1 protein-coding gene is annotated in these 690 nt (G+C 44.5%); it reads left to right on the top strand.

Features of this window, described 5'->3' with window-relative positions:
* A partial coding sequence (locus LR961_RS19120) for a hypothetical protein (protein WP_232151562.1) occupies positions 1-410 on the top strand: 410 nt, incomplete at its 5' end.
* Positions 411-690: the final 280 nt, after the last annotated feature.

Here is a 690-nt window from a genome sequence, read left to right on the forward strand (position 1 = left end):
CGTCCTACAGAATGGACGTAAATTCACTAGAATCAGTACAGAGAAGAATGACCAAAATGATACAAGGACTCGGAAATTTGCCTTATGAAGAGAGGCTTAGGCACCTTAACTTACACTCTCTGGAAAGACGCAGAGTGCGGGGTGATCTAATAGAGGTGTTCAAGTGGATTAAAGGCTTTAACAAGGGTGATGCAAACAAGGTCATCATATTAAAACAACAGGGCAGGACTCGCAGTAATGGGTATAAACTGGAAAAATTTAGACTTAAGAAGGAAATAGGCAAGAATTGGTTTACTAATAGGGTGGTCGACGAATGGAATAAACTTAGTAACCATGTAGTAAGCGCTGAAACTATCAGTTGTTTTAAGAAACGGTTAGACAACTTTATGGATGGGGATGACAGGTGGTGATGGATATAGAGCTACCTAGTGTAGGCCTTATGGTCTCTTGCAGTCTCCTTCATTCTTATGTTCTTTGTGGGCGAAGGGGAAGGGGGTACAGGGAGCACAGTGGTGTTGAGATTGGTTCTGTTGGTAGTGAACGGTAGGACAGAAGATGGCAGCGGTAGTGATAGTTACTCGCAGCCTTTGGGGAATCCCTTGGCCCGGTTGTGTGTTCTCTGCTGCCCCAAACCCATGGCCTGCCAATAAAAGCTATCAGTCTAGTTCTTGTGTCAGGGTAGTGCATGCA

The sequence above is a fragment of the Stenotrophomonas sp. SY1 genome, assembly GCF_021202945.1.
Classification (GTDB): Bacteria; Pseudomonadota; Gammaproteobacteria; order Xanthomonadales; family Xanthomonadaceae; genus Stenotrophomonas.